The 18,952-nt window shown below is 49.8% G+C and carries 19 protein-coding genes; 15 read left to right on the forward strand and 4 right to left on the reverse strand.

Annotated elements, in window-relative coordinates; genetic code table 11:
• Window positions 1–85: 85 nt before the first annotated feature.
• The 15 genes from Q8K39_RS21375 to Q8K39_RS21445 all read left to right on the forward strand — a co-directional run bounded on the left by Q8K39_RS21375 (window position 86) and on the right by Q8K39_RS21445 (window position 13,389).
• Entirely contained in the window at window positions 86–493 is a 408-nt protein-coding gene (locus Q8K39_RS21375) for a hypothetical protein (protein WP_305263222.1), read from the forward strand.
• A gap of 196 nt (window positions 494–689) precedes the next feature.
• On the forward strand, window positions 690–3,968 hold the full coding sequence (gene icmF, locus Q8K39_RS21380) for a fused isobutyryl-CoA mutase/GTPase IcmF (RefSeq protein ID WP_305263223.1): 3,279 nt from the start codon (window positions 690–692) through the stop codon (window positions 3,966–3,968).
• A 315-nt stretch (window positions 3,969–4,283) separates the two neighbouring features.
• Window positions 4,284–4,601, forward strand: coding sequence for a hypothetical protein (locus tag Q8K39_RS21385; protein ID WP_305263224.1), 318 nt, complete (start codon window positions 4,284–4,286; stop codon window positions 4,599–4,601).
• A 30-nt stretch (window positions 4,602–4,631) separates the two neighbouring features.
• Window positions 4,632–5,018, forward strand: coding sequence for a hypothetical protein (locus tag Q8K39_RS21390; protein ID WP_305263225.1), 387 nt, complete (start codon window positions 4,632–4,634; stop codon window positions 5,016–5,018).
• Window positions 5,019–5,063: 45 nt separating this feature from the next.
• On the forward strand, window positions 5,064–5,429 hold the full coding sequence (locus Q8K39_RS21395; protein WP_305263226.1) for a hypothetical protein: 366 nt from the start codon (window positions 5,064–5,066) through the stop codon (window positions 5,427–5,429).
• Between the two features lie 53 nt (window positions 5,430–5,482).
• Entirely contained in the window at window positions 5,483–5,977 is a 495-nt protein-coding gene (locus tag Q8K39_RS21400; RefSeq protein WP_305263227.1) for a nuclear transport factor 2 family protein, read from the forward strand.
• Between the two features lie 15 nt (window positions 5,978–5,992).
• Window positions 5,993–6,289 carry a cupin domain-containing protein gene (locus tag Q8K39_RS21405; RefSeq protein ID WP_305263228.1) on the forward strand — a complete coding sequence of 99 codons (297 nt, stop codon included), beginning with the start codon at window positions 5,993–5,995 and terminating at the stop codon, window positions 6,287–6,289.
• A 76-nt stretch (window positions 6,290–6,365) separates the two neighbouring features.
• The gene (locus tag Q8K39_RS21410) at window positions 6,366–6,842 is read left to right on the forward strand and encodes a VOC family protein (RefSeq protein ID WP_305263229.1); all 477 of its coding nucleotides are present in this window, start codon (window positions 6,366–6,368) and stop codon (window positions 6,840–6,842) included.
• A gap of 208 nt (window positions 6,843–7,050) precedes the next feature.
• The gene (locus Q8K39_RS21415) at window positions 7,051–7,422 is read left to right on the forward strand and encodes a hypothetical protein (RefSeq protein ID WP_305263230.1); all 372 of its coding nucleotides are present in this window, start codon (window positions 7,051–7,053) and stop codon (window positions 7,420–7,422) included.
• 166 nt (window positions 7,423–7,588) lie between these two features.
• Complete coding sequence (locus tag Q8K39_RS21420; RefSeq protein ID WP_305263231.1) at window positions 7,589–8,089, forward strand: DinB family protein; 501 nt, start codon at window positions 7,589–7,591, stop codon at window positions 8,087–8,089.
• 98 nt (window positions 8,090–8,187) lie between these two features.
• Entirely contained in the window at window positions 8,188–8,538 is a 351-nt protein-coding gene (locus tag Q8K39_RS21425; protein ID WP_305263232.1) for a GNAT family N-acetyltransferase, read from the forward strand.
• An 8-nt stretch (window positions 8,539–8,546) separates the two neighbouring features.
• On the forward strand, window positions 8,547–10,181 hold the full coding sequence (locus tag Q8K39_RS21430) for a hypothetical protein (protein ID WP_305263233.1): 1,635 nt from the start codon (window positions 8,547–8,549) through the stop codon (window positions 10,179–10,181).
• A 116-nt stretch (window positions 10,182–10,297) separates the two neighbouring features.
• Window positions 10,298–12,322, forward strand: coding sequence for a PAS-domain containing protein (locus Q8K39_RS21435; RefSeq protein WP_305263234.1), 2,025 nt, complete (start codon window positions 10,298–10,300; stop codon window positions 12,320–12,322).
• 73 nt (window positions 12,323–12,395) lie between these two features.
• Window positions 12,396–12,737 carry a zinc ribbon domain-containing protein YjdM gene (locus Q8K39_RS21440; RefSeq protein WP_186953932.1) on the forward strand — a complete coding sequence of 114 codons (342 nt, stop codon included), beginning with the start codon at window positions 12,396–12,398 and terminating at the stop codon, window positions 12,735–12,737.
• 13 nt (window positions 12,738–12,750) lie between these two features.
• Entirely contained in the window at window positions 12,751–13,389 is a 639-nt protein-coding gene (locus Q8K39_RS21445; protein WP_305263235.1) for an SGNH/GDSL hydrolase family protein, read from the forward strand.
• A gap of 63 nt (window positions 13,390–13,452) precedes the next feature.
• Here Q8K39_RS21445 and Q8K39_RS21450 read toward each other — a convergent pair whose 3' ends face one another.
• From Q8K39_RS21450 to Q8K39_RS21465, 4 genes are all read right to left on the reverse strand, one after another.
• The gene (locus Q8K39_RS21450; RefSeq protein ID WP_305263236.1) at window positions 13,453–15,375 is read right to left on the reverse strand and encodes a M64 family metallopeptidase; all 1,923 of its coding nucleotides are present in this window, start codon (window positions 15,373–15,375) and stop codon (window positions 13,453–13,455) included.
• Between the two features lie 241 nt (window positions 15,376–15,616).
• Complete coding sequence (locus tag Q8K39_RS21455) at window positions 15,617–17,071, reverse strand: sulfite reductase subunit alpha (RefSeq protein WP_305263347.1); 1,455 nt, start codon at window positions 17,069–17,071, stop codon at window positions 15,617–15,619.
• Between the two features lie 29 nt (window positions 17,072–17,100).
• Window positions 17,101–18,105 carry an FAD:protein FMN transferase gene (locus Q8K39_RS21460; protein ID WP_305263237.1) on the reverse strand — a complete coding sequence of 335 codons (1,005 nt, stop codon included), beginning with the start codon at window positions 18,103–18,105 and terminating at the stop codon, window positions 17,101–17,103.
• Window positions 18,106–18,139: 34 nt separating this feature from the next.
• The gene (locus tag Q8K39_RS21465; RefSeq protein WP_186953936.1) at window positions 18,140–18,949 is read right to left on the reverse strand and encodes a DUF4198 domain-containing protein; all 810 of its coding nucleotides are present in this window, start codon (window positions 18,947–18,949) and stop codon (window positions 18,140–18,142) included.
• Between the last annotated feature and the right edge of the window lie 3 nt (window positions 18,950–18,952).

Consider the following 18,952-nt stretch of genomic DNA (forward strand, 5'->3'; position numbering starts at 1 on the left):
GAGAAGTGAGTCTTGCAGTGCCTGTTGATTACTTGCTGCTGAATGTTTTGCTCAAAAACCGACCCCATCCTGGCGTAATTTTAATATGCTTAAAAAACTCTTTTTTGTATTGATTGCAGTAACTGGCTTGAGCGCTACTGTTGCTAATGCAGCGCCAGCATCAACTTTCCGTGTCTTTTTCCCCAGGCTGGCGCTGGCTGTAGAAGATGGGGAACGTGTCACTGAGCTCAAACTGACACAAACCTGTGGAGAATTCTGGGGCCTGGCAGGCATACCCAAAGACTGGGGTGTAGAGATTGTCAGCCCCAGTTCTTGCACTGCCAGTTTGCATGCCAGTGCTGGTCATGGTGCTTCCAGCCAATGGAATGGGGTAGTACAAATATCAGGTACGCATGCCAGATGTAAGGACTTGAACGCAGTCATTACGACAGAGACGGTTGAGCGTCGCAAGGAATATTATTTTTCCGGACGTGAGTTGCAATTGCGCAAGTGACGGAGTGATAAATGTATGCATTGCCAATTCGTTAATATCAAGACTTATATGACAGCGATGAATTGCATGAAAAGCATGATCATAATTTTTAATTGACGTTTACGTTAACGTCATATAACTTAGCCTAACCCAAACATAGTGAGAATTTTCTAAATAGCAATAATCACTGTGATAAAACAAGACCGATGAGGAAGACATGACTGACCTGTCCGTTGCCCAGAACCTGACTGAATACAAACCTGCCAACAAAGTGCGCTTTGTTACCGCCGCTTCCCTGTTCGATGGCCATGATGCCTCGATCAATATCATGCGCCGCATTTTGATGGCGAATGGTGCAGAAGTGATCCATCTGGGCCATAACCGCTCGGTAGAAGAAATCGTCACTGCTGCTTTGCAGGAAGATGCCCAGGGTATTGCCATTTCCAGCTATCAGGGTGGCCATGTCGAATACTTCAAATACATGATAGACCTGCTCAAGCAACGCGGCGGTGCGCATATCAAGGTATTTGGCGGTGGCGGTGGTGTCATCGTGCCGGAAGAAATAGCCGACCTGCATGCCTATGGCGTGACCCGTATTTTCAGCCCTGAAGATGGCCAGCGTATGGGTCTGGTGGGTATGATTTTGTCGATGATACAGGCTTGCGACAGCGATCTGTCCGGCTATGCGCCAACGACGTTGGCAGTATTGCAGCAAGGCGATATCGCCGACAAGCACCGCCCGCTGGCACAATTGATTACCGCGCTGGAAAACGACAAGGTCGCGCCAGAATTGCGCACGCAATTGATGGATGCGGCCAAAGCCAGCAAGACACCAACCCTGGGTATCACGGGTACTGGTGGTGCCGGTAAATCTTCACTGACAGATGAACTGATACGCCGCATGCGCCTGGACCAGGATGACCATCTGAATATCGCCCTGATCTCCATAGACCCGTCGCGCCGCAAATCTGGCGGTGCCTTGCTGGGTGACCGCATACGCATGAATGCGATCAACCCATGGAAGGGCAAGCTCAAGGTTTTCATGCGTTCACTGGCAACCCGTGAAGCAGGTTCCGAGATTTCGCAAGCTCTGCCCGATGTGATTGCGGCCTGCAAGGTCGCCGGTTTTGATCTGGTCATCGTCGAGACTTCAGGCATAGGCCAGGGTGACGCTGCCATCGTGCCGCATGTAGATGTATCCATGTATGTCATGACACCAGAATTTGGCGCTGCGTCACAACTGGAAAAAATCGACATGCTGGATTTTGCCGATTTTGTCGCCATCAACAAATTCGACCGCAAAGGTGCACAGGATGCCCTGCGTGATGTCGCCAAACAATACCAGCGCAACCGCGAACTATGGACACAGAAGCCAGATGAAATGCCAGTCTATGGCACCCAGGCTTCACGCTTCAATGATGATGGTGTGACTGCGCTGTACCAAGGCATCTTGCCGGCACTGGTGCAACGTGGTTTGCTGGCCAAGCCCAGCAAGCTGGCTGCGATTAATGTCAAATATTCCAGTGCCAAGAATGTCATCGTGCCACCAGCACGCAGCCGTTACCTCGCTGAGATTGCAGATACGGTACGCGCCTATCACAAAAATACCGGCAAGCAAGTCTTGATTGCCCGTGAACGCCAGCAACTGCAAGAAAGCAAACGCATGCTGTCAGTGGCAGGCAAGTCTGCTGACTTTGATGACTTGATCACCGAGCGTGAAAATCGCCTCGATGGTGAATCCAAAAAACTCATCAGCATGTGGCCAGACATGCAGGCTGCCTATGCGGGCGATGAATATGTCGTCAAGATTCGCGACAAGGAAATCCGCACCCGTTTGGTACAGCAATCCCTGTCTGGCACCAAGATACGCAAGGTGGCTTTGCCACGCTTTGTTGATCACGGTGAAATCCTGCGCTGGCTGTTGCTGGAAAACGTGCCTGGTTCTTTCCCCTTTACCGCCGGTGTGTTCGCCTTCAAACGCGAGGGTGAAGATCCTACCCGCATGTTCGCCGGTGAAGGCGACCCTTTCCGTACCAACCGCCGCTTCAAGCTGGTGTCGCAAGGCATGGATGCCAAGCGTCTGTCGACTGCGTTTGACTCCGTGACCCTGTACGGCGCAGACCCGGCCATACGTCCTGATATCTACGGCAAGGTCGGCAATTCTGGTGTGTCTGTTGCGACGCTGGAAGACATGAAGGTCTTGTATGATGGCTTTGATCTGTGTGATCCGGCCACATCGGTATCCATGACCATCAATGGCCCGGCACCGACCATATTGGCTTTCTTCATGAACACTGCGATTGATCAGCAGATGGAAAAATTCCGCGTCGATAACAAACGCGAACCGACTGCCGATGAATCCGCCAAGATACGCGCCTGGGTATTGCAGAACGTGCGCGGCACCGTGCAGGCAGATATCCTGAAAGAAGACCAGGGCCAGAACACCTGCATCTTCTCGACAGAATTCTCGCTGAAGGTCATGGGCGATATACAGGAATATTTCGTCCATCATCAGGTGCGCAATTTCTATTCTGTCTCCATCTCCGGTTACCATATTGCCGAAGCAGGTGCGAACCCGATTTCTCAACTGGCATTCACCTTGTCAAATGGCTTCACCTTTGTTGAAGCCTATCTGGCACGCGGCATGCACATCGATGATTTTGCGGCCAACCTGTCCTTCTTCTTCAGCAATGGCATGGACCCTGAATACACAGTACTGGGCCGCGTGGCCCGCCGTATCTGGGCAGTGGCCATGCGTGACAAATATGGTGCGAATGACCGCAGTCAGAAACTGAAATACCATATCCAGACCAGTGGTCGTTCCCTGCATGCACAAGAGATCGATTTCAACGACATCCGCACCACACTGCAAGCCCTGATTGCGATCTACGACAACTGCAACAGCCTGCACACCAATGCCTATGACGAGGCCATCACCACGCCTACTGATGAATCAGTGCGCCGTGCTTTGGCAATCCAGCTCATCATCAACCGTGAATGGGGCCTGGCGAAAAACGAGAACCCTATCCAGGGCAGCTTCATCATCGAAGAACTGACCGACATGGTAGAAGAAGCCGTCATGCAAGAGTTCGAGCGCATCGCTGAACGCGGTGGGGTATTGGGTGCCATGGAAACCGGCTATCAGCGTGGCAAGATACAAGAAGAATCCATGCACTATGAACACCTGAAACATGACGGTACTTTGCCTATCATCGGGGTGAATACTTTCCGCAATCCAAAAGCCAATGACACGCCGCAAAAGATAGAACTGGCGCGTTCAACTGAAGAAGAAAAACAGTCGCAATTGCAACGCCTGGCGGATTTTCATAGCCGTCATGCGGATGTGGCGCCGAAGGCACTGGCGGCCTTGCAGCAGGCGGCGATCAATAATGAGAATGTGTTTGCCAAACTCATGGAGGCGGCGCGTGTCTGTTCGCTGGGGCAGATTACTACTGCGTTGTTCGAAGTTGGGGGGCAGTACAGACGCAATATGTAGCTGAGCCACGCGGATAAAGTGTCACGCTGATAAATCCAATTAGCGGGCGCATAGCTGCGTTGCAAATGCTCGCAATACCGACGTATTGCTGTGCTTTGCGCCTTGCTCTGCATCCCGCGAATTGAATTTTTCAGCGTGCCACGGATACGGTTTGCTGGCAGCACCCAAAGCAAAAATCCCGGACTTGTTCCGGGTTTTTTTGTTTTGCGTATTGCCTGACTTTTATTGGGAAAATATAGTCTATTTTTTTTGTCGATCTGACATTTTGTGATGCTACACTGTTTAAGCATTCACCTATCTTCTGTCAGAGTTTTCATGCCAACTTTTTACTCTCATGATTTTCCTCAGTACACAATTTCTGATGCACTCAAGCTTGTCGAAGCGAAAGGCATAGAATTGATGGGAAATACTTTGGGCGAGCTTCTCATTGATCTTGAAAGCAAGACGGGAATTTGCGTCATACCGCACGATGCACCAAAATATTTCAGGTACTTCGAGACGCGGCAATCCTTTGATTTTGTTCTGGTCGATATTCATATAGTGCGCGGCGATGAAGTAATTTGCCCAAAGCAGGATTTGAATTTTTTACTGTTACCGACAGATAAAGTAGATGCTGGGATGCTAGCCTGCTGATTTGATAATTAAAATTTTTGGCATTGATCTATGGACTTCGAATCAGTTTTCAAAACGTGGTTGGGATTATCTCTAGCAGAAACGACTTCGCTCGAAATCAAAGCATACTCATTTAATTTGTTTGAAAATGCTAAAAATCAGAATTCAAAATTTGGCATTGAATTGATTGGTGCTGGTAGTTTTGATTCTGCTGACACCGACTGGGCTTGCGATGAAGTGTGGCAGCCAGAAACAAGGGCAATTGATATACCTTTTTCTTTTTCAGGTCCAGAATGGGAAACCTGTTTATCCAGGATTGAAATTCTTATCAGCGCTTATCTCACGGACGAGATGGAAGCTAAAGTCTTGTTGGATAGTCGAGCTGTAGGTGTTGGTTTTGTAGATGGTGACCTATCACTTTTGTGGCAGTCTCAATAATTCTTACTCGCGAGCGCTAAATGCTATCAGCGACAAACAATACGTGTGATTCATCAAAGCCCGGAACTTTCCGGGCTTCTTTGTTTTTTTGTTCAGCGCTATTTATTGCTAGAATACCTATCTACATATAATCTGGTCGTGGCTGCGGTCTGCGGCTTTCAGGAGTATTTCATGCGTACCATTCTCGTTTTAGCTTGTATCTTTGTTCTCGCTGCCTGCAACAAACCACCAGAACCCAAGGTGGAGCCCAGTGCTTCGGCTAATTTTCTTTCCGAGCAGAAAGCACAGCTGGATAAGGCGAAAGAGGCGGCGCAGTTGATGCAGCAGAAGGCGGATGAACAAAGAGCGATTGTTGAGGTCCAAACTGGTGGGGCTGCTGCCAAGCCTGCCAAGAGTGACGCTGGTAAGTAGTGGCTCTTGGTCGGGCCCGGGTAGCAGAATTTTCTTTCCAATAGGAGCCATTCATGTTGATTTCTTGTCGTCGTCTCGCCTTAGTTGTCTCTCTTAGCCTGCCCTTGCTTGCTTACGCGCAATTACCTGTGCAGGCAAATCCTGATCATGAGGCCATGCTTGCCAGTGCAGATGCACGACTGGCTACCAACAAACGTCTGGTGTATGACTTTTGGCGTGAAGTATTTGAAGGTGGTCACATGGAGTTGGCAGATAAATACCTGGCGGAATCCTATATGCAGCACAATCCCAATGTAGCTACCGGGCGCGCGGCTTTTGTCGAGGTCTTCAGTAAATTCGTCAAACCAAAGGATATACAGGCCAGAGTCAAGGCGCCATTGGTGGCGATTACTGCCGAAGGTGATAAAGTGATTTTAAGCTTTGTCAGTACCGTGCCAGATGCCAAAGATGCCAGTAAGAAATACACAACAACCTGGTTTGATATGTTCCGCATAGAAAATGGAAAGATTGCAGAACACTGGGACCCGGCTTTAAAAGACAGTCATTGAGAGGATTGCACCTGGATGTTGCATAAGAATTTGATTTCCGAGGCGGCTTCATTGCCGACCGCCTGGCGTTCCACGATACTGGGCAAGGCTGGCGGTGCGCAAGTCAAGGTCTTGCGCATGGATGAATGCGACTATCCTGATGAAACCCATGATTTCACTGAAGCTCTGCTGGTGCTGGACGGGCAAATGAATCTGGATATCCACGGTGAGATTGTCGCCGTCAAGGCGGGCGAGTTGTATCTGGTGCCTGCGCATACACCGCATGCTGTTGCGGCTGGCAGCAGGGGGACTTTGATCATCATTGATCAATAAAGCAGCAATGCAGAATTAAGTGTTGGCTGTAGCTTGTAAATCCTCTTGAATCTATATTTAAAATGGAGACGGCATCATGCAAAAAATCACACCTACCCTCTGGTTTGATCATCAGGCCGAAGAAGCAGTACATTTTTACGTCGACATTTTCAAGGATGCAAAAGTCCTGGATGTAGTCCGATATGGCGAAGGTGCCCCCCTGCCCAAGGACACGGTGTTGACGATCAAGTTCAGCATGGCCGGGCAAGAATTCGTCGCCCTGAATGGCGGGCCTGCGTATAGTTTTACTCCTGCCATTTCCTTCGTTATCGATTGTGAAACGCAGGAGGAGGTGGATTATTACTGGGATAAATTATTGGCGGGCGGTGGTCAGGAAAGCCAGTGTGCCTGGCTCACCGACAAATATGGGGTGTCCTGGCAAGTCGTACCGCAAGCATTGATCCGTTATCTCGGTGATGCCGACCCGGCCAAGGCGCAGAGAGTGATGATGGCTATGTTCCAGATGAAAAAAATTATTATTGCTGATCTCGACAAGGCCTATACAGGTTCGTGATTTTGTAACTTGTGTAAATGTTTTTGCCAGCTGTAAACGTCTTGCTTTATTTATGTAAAAGTATCAGTCATGTCAGTTTCAGTGAATTTTTACTGATGCTGTTTTTCTGAATTTTATACAACCATCATGCATACAAAGGTACATCAAATTGAAATTCTTAACATCATCGATAGCGGCGCTTTTTCTCTGCGCCATTGCGGGGTTTAGCATGGCGCAAACTGCTGTTGTTAACCCTTACGGTAAATTCCTCGAAGGCGAGGATGTAGAAATCGAAGTGGCGCATTTTGCTGCAAAAAATGCCAATGGCCTATATGATGTCTTGCTGAAGATGCGTGGCGCGGCGGCTTTCAATGCAGGTATAGATGGCAAGACCATCAAATACAATGCGGTACCTGGTGGCTCAGGAGTTGATTACCAATTCAACGGAAAAACCCGCATGACCATGCGCCAGAATAACGGCACTTCTCAATATCAGGTGTTCCTCGATGGCAGGGGGATTTTCATTAGCGAAGTCAGAACGCGCTCCCAGGAAGTGCGGCCTTTGCATTTGCTGACGGCGTCGAATGAAGGTGGAAAATAAGTTGTTGAAAAAAGCCTGTCTCTAAGACAGGCTTTTTTTATCTCTATTTATTTACCCATTTGCTATACATCTCTGAAGTTCAGCACACAGTTACATTCATGGCTAAAATACTTGCCTGAATGCGGTAGGAAACAGTTACAGCCAGTTGATTTTTTTTAGAGGTATTATGCAAACTAGGAAGCTTTTATTGAAGTTGTTTGAATACAAGGCATGGGCGAATGCTGATTTGTATACCTTGATGCATAGCCTGAAGTCAGACCTACATGCGCGTGAACTGCATGATGCCATACGCATACTCAATCATATCTATGTCGTGGATCAAATTTTTGTTGCTAACCTGCAGGGCAAACGACATGGTTACACATCCCTGAATACCAAAGAAACGCCCGCACTGAGAGACTTGCAGTTAGAGGTGCAAGCTGTGGATGAATGGTATGTTGCTTATGTCGCTGCACAAGCAGAGATTGGCTTTGCTGAGGATATAGACTTCACTTTCGTCGATGGCAAACCAGGCCGTATGTCACGTGGCGAAATGCTCTTGCATGTGGCTACTCATGGTAACTACCATCGTGGAGCCGTTGGCCGTATCCTGTTCCAGGCAGGCATACAGCCACCAAAAGATACCTTGACGGTATTCATGGGTCAGCAAGCGGCATACCTACCTTGATCATCATACGAAAAGCATGTGCTCAGGATGCTAGTGTACTGCAAACCATTTACCGCAGATGCGTTATCGAAGCAGGATGGCGACAACCTACAGCAGGGGTGAGCGAAGATTTTGCTGATGTGACGAAAGGCGAAACCATCTGGATCGCTGTTGATGCACAAGATCAGGCATTGGCTGTTCTGGCGGTGCAGGAAGGCGATGCCTATATCCATCATTTGTATGTGGATCCGCAAGCTCAGGGGCAAGGACTGGGCAGGGCGCTCTTACAGCACCTTCAAAGTCGCTTGGCATTTCCCTGGCGCTTGAAATGTGTGGCGCAAAATCATGACGCCCTGAAATTTTATGCCCGCATGGGATGGCATGAAATTGAGCAGGGCCTGGGTGAGGATGGCCTGTATTACTTGCTGGAACATGCCGGGCCGCTGTTATCTACTATTTCTATTGAATAAAGCGCCGTATGAAGAATAAGACAATACTTGTAGCCTGCTTGCTGGCAGTGTCTGGCTCCGCCTGCGCCGATGTTGATGTCAATATTAAATATCTACATTCACAGGCATTGGAGCTGAGTTATCAATTGCCACCCGCGTGTACACAACTGGTCTTTAAGAAGCATGGTAGTGATGCAGCAAAAATACGTAGCACCTGGCAATCACTTGATACTTGTGCCAAGGCGGATGGTGAACATGCGAGTAGCCAGCAAGCGGTGTGTACACAATTGCGTTTTCAGGTGCCTGTGAGCGTAAATAAAGTACGGGGTTATCCTGCGGCCTTTCCTGTAGGAGATGCGATTTACGTCCATACCAGCAATTTCGCTGTGGATGCCACTTGCGGCAAGGTGAACTACAGTTTTAGTGCGCCGGGCATTGCCATGAATGCTCAGGTGTATGCAGACAATGCGAAGGCGGCTGATGGAAAAGGTGGTGATATGGCTGCCTTGTTGTTGCCAAAATCATTGACGCTGGAGGGTAATTTCATCGGCTATTTTGATACCGCAATGGGGGAAACCAATATCCGCAATATACGCAAGACAGGTGATGAAAGCATCGCATTCTTGCGCGAGGTTTTGCCTAAAGCAAAATTCGAGATGCCCATAGTCGCCATCTCCAGAGTAACAGGCCCTGGTCGGGCCAGGCCAGATGGCGATGCCGCTGACGTCATGCGTCTGGGCTTTGTCAATTGGCCATTGCAGCCGGATGCTGAGGCAGAACGCACGATGACATTGTTTGTGACGCATGAGTTTAGTCATCGCTTTCAGATGCGCGATGCAACTGATGCCTATGCAGATGCTCGTTTGATCCACGAAGGTGGTGCCGAATTCTTGCGTTGGTTGATGGGGGTACGCAAAGGGTGGCTGACAAATGCGCAGGCAGCGGAAGACTTGAACATGGCCCTGGGCGAGTGTTTGCTCCATGTACGCCACGCAAGTTGGGGTAATCTGACCGCAGACCAAAAACGTGGCGGGCTACTTGATTATCGTTGTGGCTTGGCAACCTATATCTATGGATTGGCCGCCCGTCAGGGTAAGGCAGGGCCTTTTGAGCGTTTTGATGGGTTTTATGAAAAACTCAGACTGGTAAGAACGCAAGAGTCGCTGCCAGACTTTGCCCATGCATTGGAATGTGGCGACGAAGTTGGATGCAAGAGTCAATGGCTGTCACGTCTGCTTGGCAAGGAAGAAGGCATGTTAGCTGTATGGGAAGACTTTTTCCGGCAGACAGGATTTGCTCATCCAGTTGTTGCCAACCAGCAGCAAAAAAATGCCATGCTCAATCAAGCCATACAAGCGTTGATGATCGAGGATTGCGGGAGTTCCAGCGTGTTTCCACAAGCTGACAAAATCAGCATCGACGATGTTAAAGGCTGCAAAATGCTACGTGGTGGCATGAGCATCACCAAGGCAGAACACTTGCCTCTGTTTAATCATCCTGACACTCTTTCTGCCACCATTGCAGCTTGCAAGCAGCGTTCTCAAGTCAGCTTGACCATGGAGTCTGGTCTGCAACTGGATATGCCCTGTAAAACCGCATATCAGCCAGTTGAGCTGTTTTATTCAGTTGACATGGAGAAACTGTTGGCTCGCCTGAACCGCTGAGTGTATCAATTTCTACCTAGCCAGATTTGGCGCTTGTAGTCTCTGCCGGTTTGATGAATACTGGAAACTTAATAGGGAGTCTATTTCCTCCATCTTCAACTCAATCAGGGCTGCCCATGCCAGGCAAAATTGAAGTGTCCAGAGTTGCCCTATACCGCGCTATGGTAGAGCAGGCTCTGGATGCCTTGCTGGTATTGGAAGATGGTATTTTCATTGATTGTAATCCCAGTGCCGAAAAAATGTTTGGCTTATCAAGAGAGCAATTACTTGCCAGTGCGCCTGTACATTTGTCTGCTCCCTTTCAATTTGATGGCCGGGATTCCCTGACTGCCGCAAACAGTTATATAGAGCTGACCAAGGCTGGTCAACCCCAGCGTTTTGAATGGGCTTCACGCAGGGCAGATGGCAGCCTGTTCACCTCCGAAGTTGCTCTGAGTTTGCTGGAAGATGGTGGCCGTCTATGCATCATTGCTGTGGTACGTGATATTTCCGAGCGCAAGCAGGTAGAGCTTGCCGCACGCAAAAAAAATGAGAAGCTGCGTGTTTTGCTGGAAAATTTTCCCGGCGGCGTTTCATTGATCGATGAAAATCTGCGCGTAGTTGCCTGGAACAGCGAACTGTTGCGCATGCTGGATTTGCCGCCAGCTCTGTTTCAGGGCCCGCCACCGCTGGCCCGCGCGGTGTTTGAAGCGAATATCAAACGCGGTGAATATGGTGAATTCAGCAGCGCCAGTGAGGAAGAAAAACTGGCTAAACTCATGGCCATCATACAAAGTGATACTCCCTATACTTACGAACGCCTGCGTTCTGATGGCAGCATCATAGAAGTGCGTGGCGTGCCGGTAGAGGGCGGTGGTTTTGTCACCACCTGTATGGATGTGACCGCCAAACGCCGCATAGAAATAGAGTTTCGTAAGCAATCCCTGTTTTTGAAAGCCGTGCTGGCGCATATGCCTCAGGGATTAAGTGTGTTCGATGATCAATTGAAACTGTATCTGTGGAATCAGGGTTTTCTGGATGTGCTTGGTTATCAAGCTGATACGATTTACCAGGGTGTGCCATTTGAAGATTTATTACGCATCATGGCAGAGCGCGGGGAGTATGGTGAAGGTGATATCGAAGAGCTCATCAGCACGCGCCTGAAGCTGGCCAGGGAGTTTAAGGCACACGAATTTGAACGCACCCGCCCCAATGCCCATACCCATCTGGTGCAGGGCAAGCCAATTCATGAAAATGGCAAGCTGCAAGGTTTTGTCACTACCTATACCGATATCACTGAACTTAAAAAAGTACAGACGGCCTTTTCAAAAGCCAATGCTTTGCTGGAGCAGAGTATCGTCGAGCGAACCACAGAACTGCGTCATACCCAGGATGACTTGATGCGCAGTGAAAAACTGGCTGCCCTGGGCTCACTGGTGGCGGGTGTTGCACATGAACTCAATACACCTATCGGTAACAGCTTGTTGACGGCCGGCACCCTGCATGCCAAGACCCAGGAGTTCGCCCAGAAGGTCGTTGACGGTAATATCCGCCGCTCAGACCTGACTGCCTATCTGCAGGCAGCACAACATGCCAGTGAATTGATAGAGCATGGTTTGAACAATGCCGCCGACCTGGTAGCCAGTTTCAAGCAAGTGGCAGTAGATCAGGCCAGTTCCAAGCGTCGCCGCTTCCACCTTGGCAAGGTTTGTCATGACGTGATCGCCACCATGATGGCGAAGATACGTCAGGCAGGTTTGCAGATCAGCCTTGATATTCCTGTCCAGATAGAACTGGATAGTTTTCCGGGACCATTGGACCAGGTAATCTGCAATCTGGTCGACAATGCCATCCTGCATGCCTTTGAGGGGCAGTCTGACGGACAAATCTGCATCCGCGCCACCATGCAAGGGCAAGACAAGGTAGAACTGCGCTTTGACGATAATGGCGTGGGCATACCCAGCGAAAACCTGGTCCGGGTATTTGACCCCTTCTTTACGACCAAACTGGGACAAGGCGGTACCGGGCTGGGCATGAATATCGTCTATAACATAGTCACCAGTTTGCTGGGTGGTGATATCCGCATAGAAAGCGAAGAGGGTGCCGGCACCAGCTTCATCATACAAATCCCCCTTGTTGCTACTGTCGTTGATACCGAGTGATATGCTCGGGTATTCATGACCTGAGAGGGTGGTCGGCTATACTGTATATCTTTTCGCATCAAGAAAGCCCCACATGTCTCAATTCCCCGCCTGCCCAGTCTGCTCCTTGGAAAACACTTATCCGGATGGCGACAATTATATATGTGCCGATTGCGCACATGAATGGCCCATGCAGGCAGCCACAGCGGCTGATGATAGCGATGAGCGCATCGTCAGAGATTCGAATGGCAATGTGCTGGCTGATGGAGATGCCGTCGTCATCATCAAGGACTTGAAAGTCAAGGGTTCATCCACCACGCTGAAGATGGGCACCAAAGTAAAAAGCATACGTCTGGTTGGTGGCGATCATGAGGTAGACTGTAAAATGGATGCAGGCAATTTCATGTTGAAAGCCTGTTACCTGAAAAAAGTCTGATAGGGAGTAATGCATGCGGCACATCCTGGTCTACGGTGATTCCATGTCCTGGGGCCTGATCCCGACAACACGCAAACGTCTGAACTTTGAAGAACGCTGGCCAGGCGTGCTGGAGATAGGCCTCAACAGTGCCGATCATCATGTAAGGGTGGTCGAAGATTGCCTTAATGGCCGCCGCACAGTCTGGGAAGACCCCTTCAAGCCTGGGCGCAATGGATCACAGGGCCTGGCGCAACGCATAGAAACCCTGACCCCGCTGTCACTGGTGATAGTCATGCTGGGTATCAATGATTTCCAGTCCATGCATCAGAACGATGCATGGTTATCGTCCCAAGGGCTGGCCGTGATTATCAACACCATACGCCAGGCACCGATAGAACCGGGCATGCAGGTCCCGCCCATACTCATCGTTGCACCGCCACTACCTGGCATACCCAGAGGGGCGATCGCGCCCAAATTTGCCGGCTGCGAAGGAAAATGTATCGGCCTTGCAGATGCTTATAAAGAAGTCGCTGCCGCTGCTGGTTGTCACTTCTTTGATGCTGGCAGCGTCGTCACTTCCAGCGAATATGATGGCGTGCATCTGGATGCAGACCAGCATTTGATACTGGGTTGGGAACTGGTCGGTGTGGTATCTGCGGTCTTGAAATAAGCCAGCTTCAAGCTGGCTTATTTCAGATACATTTCAGACTAAATTCATTACGTTGGCCTAGACTCAGGCAAACTGAATTTGTCCGTCTGCAATGCCTATCAATGCAATTGCAGCGGCAATATCTGTCGCAGTGACTGCAGAAGCAATCGCAATACCATTCGTGATGGAAGCCTCTGGTGTCAGATAATTCAGGCCCCATTCGACGGCAAACTGATTGGCGACCTTGATTTTATTGTCGAGTAAATTGACGACCCAACCCCAGGTTGCATCATTCTTGAAGGCACGTGCACCTGCCAGTACGGCTCCGACCATGGAGCCACGGCTGTGTATGCCAGTCTCCAGTTCATTGAGCCAGTATTTCATGCCCGCAGGATCTGCACCATCGGTCCTGCCCATGGCATTTTTGTAAATGATATTGATGAAATCAGTATTGCTGAGGCTGGCGCTGTAACCGGTTTGTGCCGGGAATTGCGCTGCAGCGACAAAAAACGCATCACCGATCTGTTTGAATGTCATGCCTGCCTTGAACTGATTAATCCAATAATCCAGCCCATCAGCATCCGGTACGCGATTGAAATACGCAACATACAACTCTTCCAGCGACTGCAATTCTGTCGTCTTGATGCTGCGGGCATTGTCATACACCGTTGTGTTGACGATATAGTCAGAAAACTGGATTTTTTCTACATTATGGGTAGCCCAGTAAGCCGCATTCTGATTCCCCAGCAACATGGTATTGCTACCGATTTCATTGACGAAATAGCTGCCGCCACCTTTGCCCAGCTTGGCACTGATCACCAGGGTATCAATACCGCTACCGCCATCAATATAGTCATAGCGCACAGTTTCAGGAGCACTCAGGCCGATCAGATTATTGCTCGCATCAAATTGGTAAATACTATTGTTGGCATTCAGGCTGCTGCTGGCACCACTGACATTGATAATGGTTTTGTCCAGTGTCGTATTTTCGACTTGCTGTGTGGCACTCAGGTTTTTGCGTATGTAACCCGTGTTATCTACCGTCGTCAGACTCAGGCTGGCGCCGGATTTGTAGGCACCCGAAGCATAGGCGTCAAAATAGACTTTATCGCTACTACTAACCGTGTTGCCATTGATTTTCCAGGTAAAGGACAGCAAGCTGTTGTCAGGTGTCTCTGGCTGGTATATGCCAGGGATGCTGGAATACAGGTTAAGATAATCTCCTATGGCTGCATAATATTTCAGGGCAAAGGCTTCTTTTTCAGGTGCACTGAATGCCACGCCCAAATGATTCATCTTGGAATCCTGGGTTGCCCTCCAGATGCCAGTGTTACGGTAATAACCACCTTCATAGGTGCCGACGACGCCGAGGTCGCCGTCCTTGTAACCCAGCCAGGCTGACCAGGGTATGCGGCTCAGCGAATCGGTGACATGGGCGCTATTCTGAAAGCCCTGATCAGCAATCGGGTAATTGCTGGAGATAGCGGTATCCACATATTCATCTTGCAAGTTAGCAAAGCTGTGGCCAATTTCATGCAGCACCACTTCAGCGGAGGAAATGTTCCCGGCAGAGGCCCAGGCGATAGAGCCACCAGCACCACCGTACAGCGAGGTATTGACCAGCACGATGACCAGCTCTTGCGCATTACTCGCGACTGCACTGTTGACGACAGTACCTACTTTGGAAAAATCGCCATATAGCAAACGGCCGTCACTGCCGTGCTGGGTAGCATCGAAATAGGTATTGACGCTGATACTCTTGTTCGGCTGGTCTGTACCTGATTGCGCAGAGGCGACAAAAACGGCATTGGCATTAAACAGTTTCTTATACGGTGAAAATGGCGCATTCAGTTTGGCATTGGCATCGCCCAGCATATTATCGAGAAATTTTTGCGCATCGGCCAGGAATTTGGCACGTTCGTCGGCCGTATAACCCTCAGCGACAAAGACAATATCAACGCGATTTTTGCTGTTGCCTGTATTTAATATGGTGGTGACGTCTGCCATGGTGGATGAGCCTTGTAGATAGTAACTAATTTGTCAGCAACACTGACTTCGCTGTTGCCAAGCTAAAAATAAGCCTCGTAAATATATTAAGGAAACGGGCAAACGCTATCGTACAACAATGTCTATGAAAAAAGACATGAATTTCATGTAGGGAAATGCAACAAGTGTTGCAAAATTGAACTACGGTACTGGCGACTCATTTCCTGGCAATCATCTTTTGATGAGATTAGGTATCCTGCACTTAGTAGACATCACGTCGGTACAGCCCCAATTCTGCCATGCTTTCCAGTTTATCCAGACCCAGCAGATTACTCAAGGTCTGGTGTACATCTTCTGCCATGCCCTGCAGGCTGCCACAGATTAGTATGGCTGCGCCTTGTTCGACCCATGCCCGTATGTCAGCCCCTTGCTCTTGCAGAGCATGTTGCACATAGCGGCGTTCAGCCTGGTCACGCGAGAAACACAAATGCAATTTGCTGATTGCTCCGTGAGTTTGCCATGCCAGAATTTCTTCTCGGTGGAAAAAATCATGAGCCGCATTTCTTTCGCCAAAAAACAACCAGTTGCGTAAATGTCCACTTGACGCGCGCGTTTTGAGATGCGCGCGCAAGCCTGCCAGCCCTGTGCCATTACCTATCAATATCAGCGGGCAGTCGTGCGCAGGGGTGTGAAAATTGCGGTTTTCGCGTATCCGCAGATTGATGGACTGCCCAATTTCTGCATAGGCTGTCAGCCAGCCCGAGCCAATCCCCAGACTGCCATCGGGCCTATGCATCTGGCGCACCAGCAATTCCAGCTTGCCATCGGCAGGCAAAGAAGAGATGGAGTATTCGCGATGTGGCAGGGCAGGACGCACTGCCATTGAATTTTGTCCTGCCGGATAATCAGGCCCAATTTCAGCGATATCGCCAGCTTGCCATGCATAGTCAGCGACGCTTGCATTTTTGGGCGGAATACAGGCGATGCGATAGACTGGCCCACCCAGACTGCCGGGATTGAGCAATTCTCTTTCTGTCAAGATCCATTCCTGGTAACCAGGTTTGCTCCAGTCTGCCATTTCGGTATGGCCGCTCAGCAATCCCAGATAATGCTGCCAATGACGAAGTGCACCTTCATCACCATTGTCAACTTCTATCATGTCAAACAGGCTATGTGCATGTTGGTGTTTAAGCCAATGATCCAGTCTGTGGGCAAAGGCGCAAAATTGCTGATAGTGCCGGTCACCCAGGGCCAGTACGGCGAAATGCAAATGTGATAAATCGATTTTCTGGCTCATCAGCAAGCGAGTAAAAGCTGCTGCGTTGTCGGGCGCATCGCCCTCTCCGGTGGTACTGACAATAAATAATATGCGGCTGGTCTTGCTCAGGGTTTCTGGCTTGATGGTGGCCATACTGTTGATGGCGACTGTCATCCCGGCATCTTGCAAATGTTGTGCTGTTTTGACTGCGATCTGCTCTGCAAAACCTGTCTGGCTGGCATAGGCTACCAGTATGCTTTGCGCATTGGCATGATCCAGTTCAGAACTAAAACCTTGATGCTGGGTGGCTATCTCATCCTGATGTCTGCGCAGGGTTTGCAGGCAAAAACTCAGGTAGCTGATGACGACCAAGGCAGTGCTGAATTGTCTTTGGGCAGGTAAGGGAAGAAAAAAGCTGGCTACGCACAAGAGTGTTAAAGTCAGGCAGATACGGTTCATCCAGCTTAAAGAAGGCAGGCGCATGATGCTTAATCCAGCATGGCCATGAGGGTCTGGCTCATTTTTTCTTCGAACCCGTATGCCGTTCTTTGCAGAAACAAAGCGGCGATCTGATGTTGATTGGCAAAGTCCAGGCCCGCAGGACAACCCAACACTGTCAATGCAGTTGCCAAGGCATCGGCTACCATACATTCGGGGTGCAAGACCGTCACCGAGGCGAGGTCATTGTCTACCGGATAACCAGTGCGCGGGTCAAGGGTGTGCGCATAGCGGCGGCCACCCTGTTCAAAAAACTGGCGGTAATCACCAGAAGTCGCAATTGACAAGCCGTGCAGGGCAACCAGATACTCCTTGTCCAGTTTTTCATCATTTTCAACCGGGCATTCTATGTTGACCCACCATGGTGACTGGTCTCTTTTCATGCCCAACCCGCGCAACTCACCACCCAGCTCTATCAGATAACTGGTGATTTTTTGCGTATCAAGGTAACGGGCGACCTGGTCCACGGCAAAACCCTTGGCAATCGAGGATAAATCAAGCGCGACATTGTCCGTCTGGCGCAGGCGCTGCTCCATGTGATCCAGCTCCAGTGACTTCCAGTTGCCAGCTTGCAGGGTCTTGCTGATTTCGGTTTCTGTTGGCTTGTTTTCGCGCTTGCCTGCAGGGCCAAAGCCCCATAGGTCAACCAGTTTGCCAGCCGTGATATCGTAAGCCCCGCCTGTCTGTTGTGACAGGTACAAACTGTAATCGACCAGCTTGAAAAATTCTGCTGGCAAAGATTGCCAGCTATGCGCCGGTGTGCGATTGAATTCGCATAAATGTGAGGATGTGTCCCAGGTACTCATTTGCATGACAACCTGGTCCAGTTCTGCTTCTATGCCAGCCCGCAATTCTTGTGCGTCGTGGACTGGCAGGCAAAGTAGCTGCACAGTCCAACTGGTGCCCATACTTTTACCACTCAGCGTATGGCTGATGGCATGGGCAGGTGGAAATTGTGGTTCCGCCACATCCAGCGGTATAAAAACACGACGCATATTGCTCAGTATTGAAAACTATTACGGCGAACTATTACTGCGGCAAGACTTCCAGAGTTGCTACATAGGTGGCAACTCTGGACTTGGCAGGAGCTTTGACTTGCTTGTCATCCTTGAGCTCGGCTTCCAGCCAGTACATGCCTGCATTTCCCCAAGTCACGCTGAACTTGCCTTCGCTATCGGTCTCGAAAGTTTTTTCATCGAGTTTTTGGCGATAGCGCAAGCCGCCAGCAATCAAGGTAACACTGACTTTAGCCGCTGGTTTGCCATCCAGGGTCAGACGAAACTGCGCCGTTTCACCGGCCACCAGGTCATTCGGATGTGTGGCACCGCTCATCTCCAGGCCACTGCCTGAGATTTCCATGGATTTGCCGCCGGGCTTGCCGTTGGTGACAAAAGTTTCTATGCGGCCGCTACGTTGTGTGACTTGCAGTTCTGGCGCATTGGCAGGCACTTCCTTGGCGAATGCTTCTGCTGTACCGCGCCAGCGCTTGACCTTGCCATCTTCTTTATAGCTGGCAAACAGACCTTCATTCAGAATGCCTATCCTGTAGCTGCCAGTCTGGCTGAGTTTGACATCAAAGGTACTGCGGTATTTGCCGGTACTGGCGTTTTCTGGTTTCAGTGCAGAGCCATCGGGTGCGGTGATAAACAGATTATCCAGCTTGAGTGCATTGTGGTCAAAAACAAAGACATCGGTAGCAGCGGCTGCATCTACCGTCACCCACGGGGCATTGCCAGCTACCACTGTCGAAGACGGCACCAGAAAGGCGCGGTGAGCCTGGGCAGAGTATGCTGCGCAAGCCAGAGCGGAGAAAAGGGCGATTTTTTTTAAAGTTTTCATGAT

Origin of the sequence: Undibacterium sp., assembly GCF_030683615.1 — a bacterium.
GTDB lineage: Bacteria > Pseudomonadota > Gammaproteobacteria > Burkholderiales > Burkholderiaceae_D > Undibacterium > Undibacterium umbellatum.